The organism is Bacteroidota bacterium, assembly GCA_016183775.1.
Lineage (GTDB): Bacteria > Bacteroidota > Bacteroidia > JABDFU01 > JABDFU01 > JABDFU01.
Genome location: JACPDY010000120.1, coordinates 1 through 6,697 on the forward strand (window position 1 = coordinate 1; position 6,697 = coordinate 6,697).

Below are 6,697 nucleotides of genomic sequence, written 5' to 3' on the forward strand. Positions count from 1 at the left end.
ATTATGGATCAGGTGAAGGAACAGGCGCTTCTGCTTCATCGGGAGGAGCCTACTTTCTTGGCAATGGACTTTACAAATCCACTGATGGAGGTATAACATGGAACCCTTTAACATCGACCAGTTCAAATACACCTCATACATTTGAAAAATTCTTTGATGTGGTGTGGAATGTTGCCTGCAACCCGGCGGATACAGTTAACAGTATAGTTTACGCAGCAACCATCGGGGTCATTTATAAAAGTATTGACGGCGGTACAACTTGGACAATTGTGAAAGGCGGAGGCTCAACGTATTCCTATTACGCGGATGTGCTGGTAACCCCAAAGAAAGGTGTTGTTTATGCAACACTCGATAGTCAGGGTCCTGATAAAGGTATCTGGAGATCAGAGGATGGTGTTACATTTGCAAATATCACCCCGGCCGGCTTTCCGACCAAATACAACAGAATCGTTATTGGCCATGCTCCATCGGATGAGAACCAGATTTATTTTCTTGGCTCCACTCCGGGTTTCGGAATGCCTGACACAAACTTTCAACATCAAACGGAATGGAACAGTCTTTGGAAATATACTTATGTTTCGGGTGATGGAAGCGGAAGTGGTGGAATATGGGAAGACAGATCGGCCAATCTTCCAAACACCGGACGTCCGTTCAATACATTTAATGCCCAGGGAGGATATGACCTTCTTGTAAAAGTGAAACCGAACGACCCTAACACTGTATTTATCGGAGGCACAAATCTTTTTCGATCAACAGACGGATTCTCTACATCAAGCAATACAACTTATATCGGAGGTTACGAATTGGGAGCTAAATTACCGGTGGTTAACATGTACAAAAATCATCATCCCGACCAACATCAGCTTGTATTTTACAACTCCGATCCAAATAAGATGCTGAACGGTAATGATGGAGGAGTTTTTAAAACGACGGACAATACAGCAGATACTGTTTCATGGACCTCCCTCAATAACGGGTATGTAACTTCCATGTTTTATACATGCGCGATTGATCATGCGACAAGTGGTAATGAGATTATCGTTGCCGGAGCTCAGGACAATGGCAGCTGGTTCACCAATAATGCGAATCCTTTAACGCCATGGGTAACGCCCCGCGGCGGGGATGGCTCATATTGCGCCATTGCCGATGGCCGAACGGCTTATTACCTATCCATTCAAAACGGAAAAATGATGAAGGCTGATCTTGACGCGAATGGAAATGTATTATCAAGGGCCAGGATCGATCCTCTGGGCGGAAAAGGTTATCAATTTATCAACCCTTATGTAATTGATCCTAACAACAATAATATTATGTACCTGGCCGGGGGCAAGCAATTATGGAGGAATGATGATCTGTCTGGTATCCCAATGGTAAACAACTGGGATTCTATCACCACAAACTGGGTTGCCTTTCCGGATACTGTGCCCACAGCTCTTTCTAAGATCACAGCTGTTGCCGTTTGTAAAACACCTGCTAACCGTGTTTATTACGGATGCGATAAACGGAGGCTCTACCGCATAGATAATGCGAATGTGGGAACTCCTACTCCGATTGATGTAACAGGGGTTTCAGGAACAAACTCCTTTCCGGGCGCAGGTTATATCAGCTGTATTGCTATTGACCCTACAGATGGGAATAAAGTGATGGTTGTATTTTCCAACTATGGTTTATACAGTTTATTTTACACCGCTGATGGTGGAATCAACTGGACAAAGGTTGGCGGCAATCTCGAATCAAATTCTTCAGGAACCGGAGCAGGGCCTTCATGCAGATGGGCCTCTATATTACCTGTGAGCGATGGAACGGTTTACCTGGTTGCTACGAGTACGGGTATATATTCTACCGATACCCTTAAAGGAACATCTACAGTGTGGGTACAACAGGGTGCTTCAACTATAGGCAACCTTGTTTGTGACATGATAGATACCCGCCTGTCGGATGGCCTTGTTGTGGTCGCCACTCATGGAAATGGTATTTTTTCAGCAAACATTACAAGTAAACAATCTATAGTTACTGTAAAAGATATAGAAGCAAAAACAACGGATTACGAACTTAAAAATTATCCGAACCCGGCGTCGGGGCAAACTACAATAACATTTACACTGCCAGTCAAGTCGAAAGTCAGCTTAACACTTTATGATGAACTCGGGAAAGAAATCACAAAGATCGCCTCAGCAGAATACCCCGCAGGTCATCATTCTGTTCCGATGAATACTGACAAACTCCCTGCCGGAATTTATTATTATTCGCTCGGTGTCGGACAGGAATGGATTACAAAAAAATTAGTTAAAGTGAATTAGTTTCTATTGATGCCACATTCAAACCGGGAACACTTCTGCTTCAATAATTGCTTTATCTTTGCCGTCAACTAAAATTTAAAATCGTGAAAAACTTTTCGATCGTACTCAATTTTATATTGGCCGCAGCTGTCGGCTATCTGTATTACCTGCATTTTTCAGGAAATAAAAATGGCGAACCGGTTGGATCAACCTCAACACCAACGGATACCACGACCATACACATACCCGTTTTGGCCAAAGACATCAAAGCCTCCAAAATTGTATATGTAAATGCAGATACCTTGTTCAGCAACTATGAATATGTTAAGGAACTGCGGAAAGAAGCAGAAGGCAAACAAACTCGGTTGGAAAATAACTACAAGCAAAAGATGCAAAAACTTCAGATCGATTATACCGAATTGCAGCAGAAAGCGAGCAGCGGGGCTCTGTCTTCCGATCAGGCAAAAAGTGCTGAGGAAGACATGATGAGAAGAAAAGCTGAACTTGATGGAATGGAAAAACAATTGGGAGACCTCGCGAATGAGACCGCCGAAAAAAATTTATTGCTCCAGGATAAAGTAAACAAGTTTCTGAAGGAATATAACCGGAACGGAAACTATAACTTCATCCTCGCGTTTACCAATGCGGGTGGAAGTGTACTGTTCGGAAATGACAGCCTTGACATTACCCGCGAGGTACTTGATGGCCTTAACCTTCAGTATAAAGCAGAAAAAGTTAAAAAGAAATAGGAATTGGTTGTTGGTTGTTAGTTGTCGGTGATGCCAACAACCAACAACCAACAACCAACAACCAACAACTAACAACTAACAACTAACAACCAACAACCGACAACCAATTTTTCATTGATAAAAATTCCCCATGTCAAACAAACAACTTTTTATTGAGAAGGTTCACAAAGTGAAAGAATTTCATGAAGTATTTTTGATCGGAAATCGTGAAAACCCGGAAGTGAATGTAAGCGAACAGGAATACATGCTTCGGTACAACCTGCTGAAGGAAGAAAATGATGAGTACCTGGAAGCCTGCAAAAGCGGCAACCTGGTGGAAGTGGCCGACGCACTAGGCGATCAACTATATATTATTTTTGGAACCATCTTACGGCATGGTCTGCACCATAAAATAGAGGAAGTGTTTGACGAGATCCACAGGAGCAATATGTCGAAACTGGACGAAGAAGGCAAACCCATCTTCCGTGAGGATGGCAAGATCATGAAAAGTAACAACTATTTTAAACCGGATATTAAAAAAGTACTGGGAAAGTGAGTTTTTGAGTTACAATGTTAGTCAGTCACTTCTGATTACCCTCCACTGATTACCGATTACCGATCACCGATCACCGATCACCGATTACCGATCACCTACCACACAACTCAACTATATGCCGGACAATTCGGTCTTGGCCCGGTCTTATACCTCTTTTTAGCGCTTTTACATTTTCTGAAAAAAGCCATCTTCAAGTGAAAATAAAGATCGGCACCATACACATCGCGTATTTTTCCAAAAATCGAATCGATTCTATCACTTCCAATTATAAAATAATTTCCAAAGCGGAACGCTAATCCTACCTGCGGGTATCTGTAATCAACCAATGAAACGGGAATGGCTATTTCAAAACGCTTACGTTCATATCGGGGAGTTACAGCGATCACATCAATCCGCTTGGTCTGATACGCTATTTTAATACTATTCACAGTGGTAAAATTCAAATAAAAATTATTCTCAAAATTATAATCAAACTGCGCGCTAAGCGCGAATGGCAGCAAGGCCCAATAACTTGTTCCTGTAGTTTGTTGAATATTATTATTGGTTAGATTGGTTTTTATCAGCCTATCTATATCAGTAAACGTTTTCGTCTTAGAACTATCAAATTTAAATGGCTGCGCATCGTAACTGAATTCCTGTAACAACGCATTCTTTTTTACCTTAAAAGCGCCAATGTCCAGAAACGATAAGCCAATTTTGAATTTATAATCAATATGCTTACAACCTCCGGCTATCGTATTCGGCCGGTAATCGGTTATACCCTCCAGTTTCTTCTGGTAATTCACTCCGAGGTCAACGCCCCACCCTTTGCCTACACCCCAGGCCGGTTCAACGAACCGGTAGCCTCCGTTCATTTCATTAACAAACAGATCCTTCTTATTGTTGTAAACAAAATCAAATTGACTTAATGTGATTGAAGATGAATTGTAGCCGATCAGCCGTTTTACATTTATACCAATGTCTATTGTTTCATCACCTGAATACTTGAACATATATCCATATGACAAACCTGTTTCAAACCACGAAATGGTGTTTGCACTTGCCTTCTCATTAAAACTTTTTCCGATGAAAGAATTATAGTCAAATTTTTTAATTGCAAGTGTGAATAATGACCTGGTCATTCTCGCATCCATGTACGTCCGGAACCGTGTAAACAGTCCGAATGAATGCCTGTCCCAGGAAACTGCAGCCGAAGGTCCGATTAAATCGAGTTTTGCAAACCCACGCTTATTCTGTTCCTTTTCATTAATCAACAGGGTAGGGAAATTTCCCGTAAGGGGTGAATAATCAGGTTTGGGCGAGTAAGCTAAATTGTTATGGACGAATGCATCAGCACCTATAAAATGAACATCGATAAATATTTTGGAATCGATATTCGATGATGGATTAATAAACAGGGAATTAACACCGGCGTAATTACTATTCACAAAGCCAAGCTCTTCCTGTGAGAGCCCTTTCAATATACAAAAGCATAAAGTGATAATTAATAAATAGTTAATTGCAGGTTTCATTCCAAAAAAATCAGCAGTGATTTTCCGCTTATTACCAAAAATAGAAGATATTGTGAACAAGCTCTGCCCTGTTGTTAAATACTTTTCGATAGCTACCTGTTTATACCCGATTCTTTTGAAACAAAATTTTGATATATAAGCTTACTAATTATGTGTCAATATATTTTAATCTGACAATTGAACCATTGTTATCTAAAAAGCTTAAATGTTTGATTTTCGCAAAAATTAGGAACAAATTTCATAAAAGCAGACATCTGGTTATGTACTTAATTATTGAAAAAATATTGAATGAATGTAAATTTTGAAATTAATGTGGTTTTTGATGTTAAGTATCAGATTGTATTTTCGTTCGGCTTAAAACTAATTGAAAATTCTCCGGAAAGAACACCACAGAATATACTATAATGAACTTTAATTTATTGTTATTGGCAATTCTTTCTACCCCCTATTTTATATTCTTTGACCAAGACCTGCTTGTGGTTCAAAACAGGTACCACAAATTACTCATGCCTTTAAAAATAAAACCCACAATACACTACAATTTAATTATTAAAACTATACTAAAATGAGGATGACAAACACTGTTTGTGGAACAATTATTACTGTGATAACTCTGTTTTCATTTGATGCAATCGGGCAAGTCGCGAACAACAATGGGGAGACAGCTTTTGCCGAATTGAATCAACAGGTATTGACTATTAATGAAAGTATAAGCTCGCTCAGCGCTGTTGCTTCCGGTTTATCACGGGCTTCTGACCTTGAACAGGTGTATTCCATTTGCAGTAAATTTTCCGAAAGCGAAATTCAAGCGATAAACCAGACCGCAAAAGCCGAAAAATTTATCAGTGACATGATCGCAGAATCACAAAAGCCTGAAAACGCGAACAAAACCATTGACAGCAAAAAGCTGAATGGCTGGAATAACGCTCTTCTGGAAGCCAAGTCAGAACTGTTCTACTTAAATGAAAATATCAACAAATTGAAAACCTATAGGGTATTTGACCGTGTGGCTGTTACTGATATGGCGAATAAAATTTCAGGAACATTAACTTATATTTCAAATGAATTAAAAAAAATAAATTAAACAACATTTAAACAGAATAATGAAAATGAAAAAATATTTTACCGGAATTAGTGGTGTGGTTGCTGTATGCGTTGTTTTTTTAATTACTAACCGGGCGATTGCCCAAAACCAATGCTCTTCCCCAAGCCCCCTTACGATCGGAACGGATGATACCCAATGTAACTCAGAGAGTTTTAATGGTTTAATAACAAAATTAAAAAACAATACCACGCCTATAACTACCGTTGGCGGGTCGGCCTGCGGTTTGAATACCGAATCTTATGCCAAATGGTATTCTTTCACCGGCGACGGAAACAAGATCCGCTTTAAGCTTTATGGCCAGGATAAAATTTCTTCTGTCACTGTTTTTGAAAATCAAACCTGTGGCGCGACAATGACTGCAAAAGATTGCGGCTCTTACGCGGATGACAATATGCCGCATGTAATTGATATCAATACAACCAATGGAGCAACGTATCTTATCGCCGTTTCCGGAGGGAGCTCTACTATGAAAGGAAATGTTTGTGCGTATATTACCAATGGTAATGCATATTCCCCAC

General features: G+C 40.0%; 6 protein-coding genes. 5 read left to right on the forward strand and 1 reads right to left on the reverse strand.

The features are described 5' to 3' along the window. From HYU69_14435 to HYU69_14445, 3 genes are all read left to right on the forward strand, one after another. The coding region (locus HYU69_14435; protein MBI2271539.1) for a T9SS type A sorting domain-containing protein at positions 1-2,300 on the forward strand (2,300 nt) is incomplete at its 5' end. An 83-nt stretch (positions 2,301-2,383) separates the two neighbouring features. Next, positions 2,384-3,028, forward strand: coding sequence for an OmpH family outer membrane protein (locus tag HYU69_14440; GenBank protein MBI2271540.1), 645 nt, complete (start codon positions 2,384-2,386; stop codon positions 3,026-3,028). Between the two features lie 130 nt (positions 3,029-3,158). Beyond that, positions 3,159-3,563, forward strand: coding sequence for a nucleoside triphosphate pyrophosphohydrolase family protein (locus HYU69_14445; GenBank protein ID MBI2271541.1), 405 nt, complete (start codon positions 3,159-3,161; stop codon positions 3,561-3,563). A 107-nt stretch (positions 3,564-3,670) separates the two neighbouring features. Here the strand turns inward: HYU69_14445 and HYU69_14450 are convergent, their stop codons facing one another. Continuing rightward, positions 3,671-5,074, reverse strand: a complete 1,404-nt coding sequence (locus HYU69_14450; protein ID MBI2271542.1) for a hypothetical protein — start codon at positions 5,072-5,074, stop codon at positions 3,671-3,673. 565 nt (positions 5,075-5,639) lie between these two features. Between HYU69_14450 and HYU69_14455 the strand changes: the two genes are divergently transcribed. Beyond that, positions 5,640-6,158 carry a hypothetical protein gene (locus HYU69_14455; protein ID MBI2271543.1) on the forward strand — a complete coding sequence of 173 codons (519 nt, stop codon included), beginning with the start codon at positions 5,640-5,642 and terminating at the stop codon, positions 6,156-6,158. Between the two features lie 25 nt (positions 6,159-6,183). Further along, the coding region (locus HYU69_14460) for a hypothetical protein (GenBank protein ID MBI2271544.1) at positions 6,184-6,697 on the forward strand (514 nt) is incomplete at its 3' end.

Excerpts from the sequence above, each read along its gene's own strand:
- HYU69_14455 (MBI2271543.1), top strand. The coding sequence starts at position 5,640 with ATGAGGATGACAAACACTGTTTGTGGAACAATTATTACTGTGATAACT.
- HYU69_14450 (MBI2271542.1), bottom strand. The coding sequence starts at position 5,074 with ATGAAACCTGCAATTAACTATTTATTAATTATCACTTTATGCTTTTGT.
- HYU69_14445 (MBI2271541.1), top strand. The coding sequence starts at position 3,159 with ATGTCAAACAAACAACTTTTTATTGAGAAGGTTCACAAAGTGAAAGAA.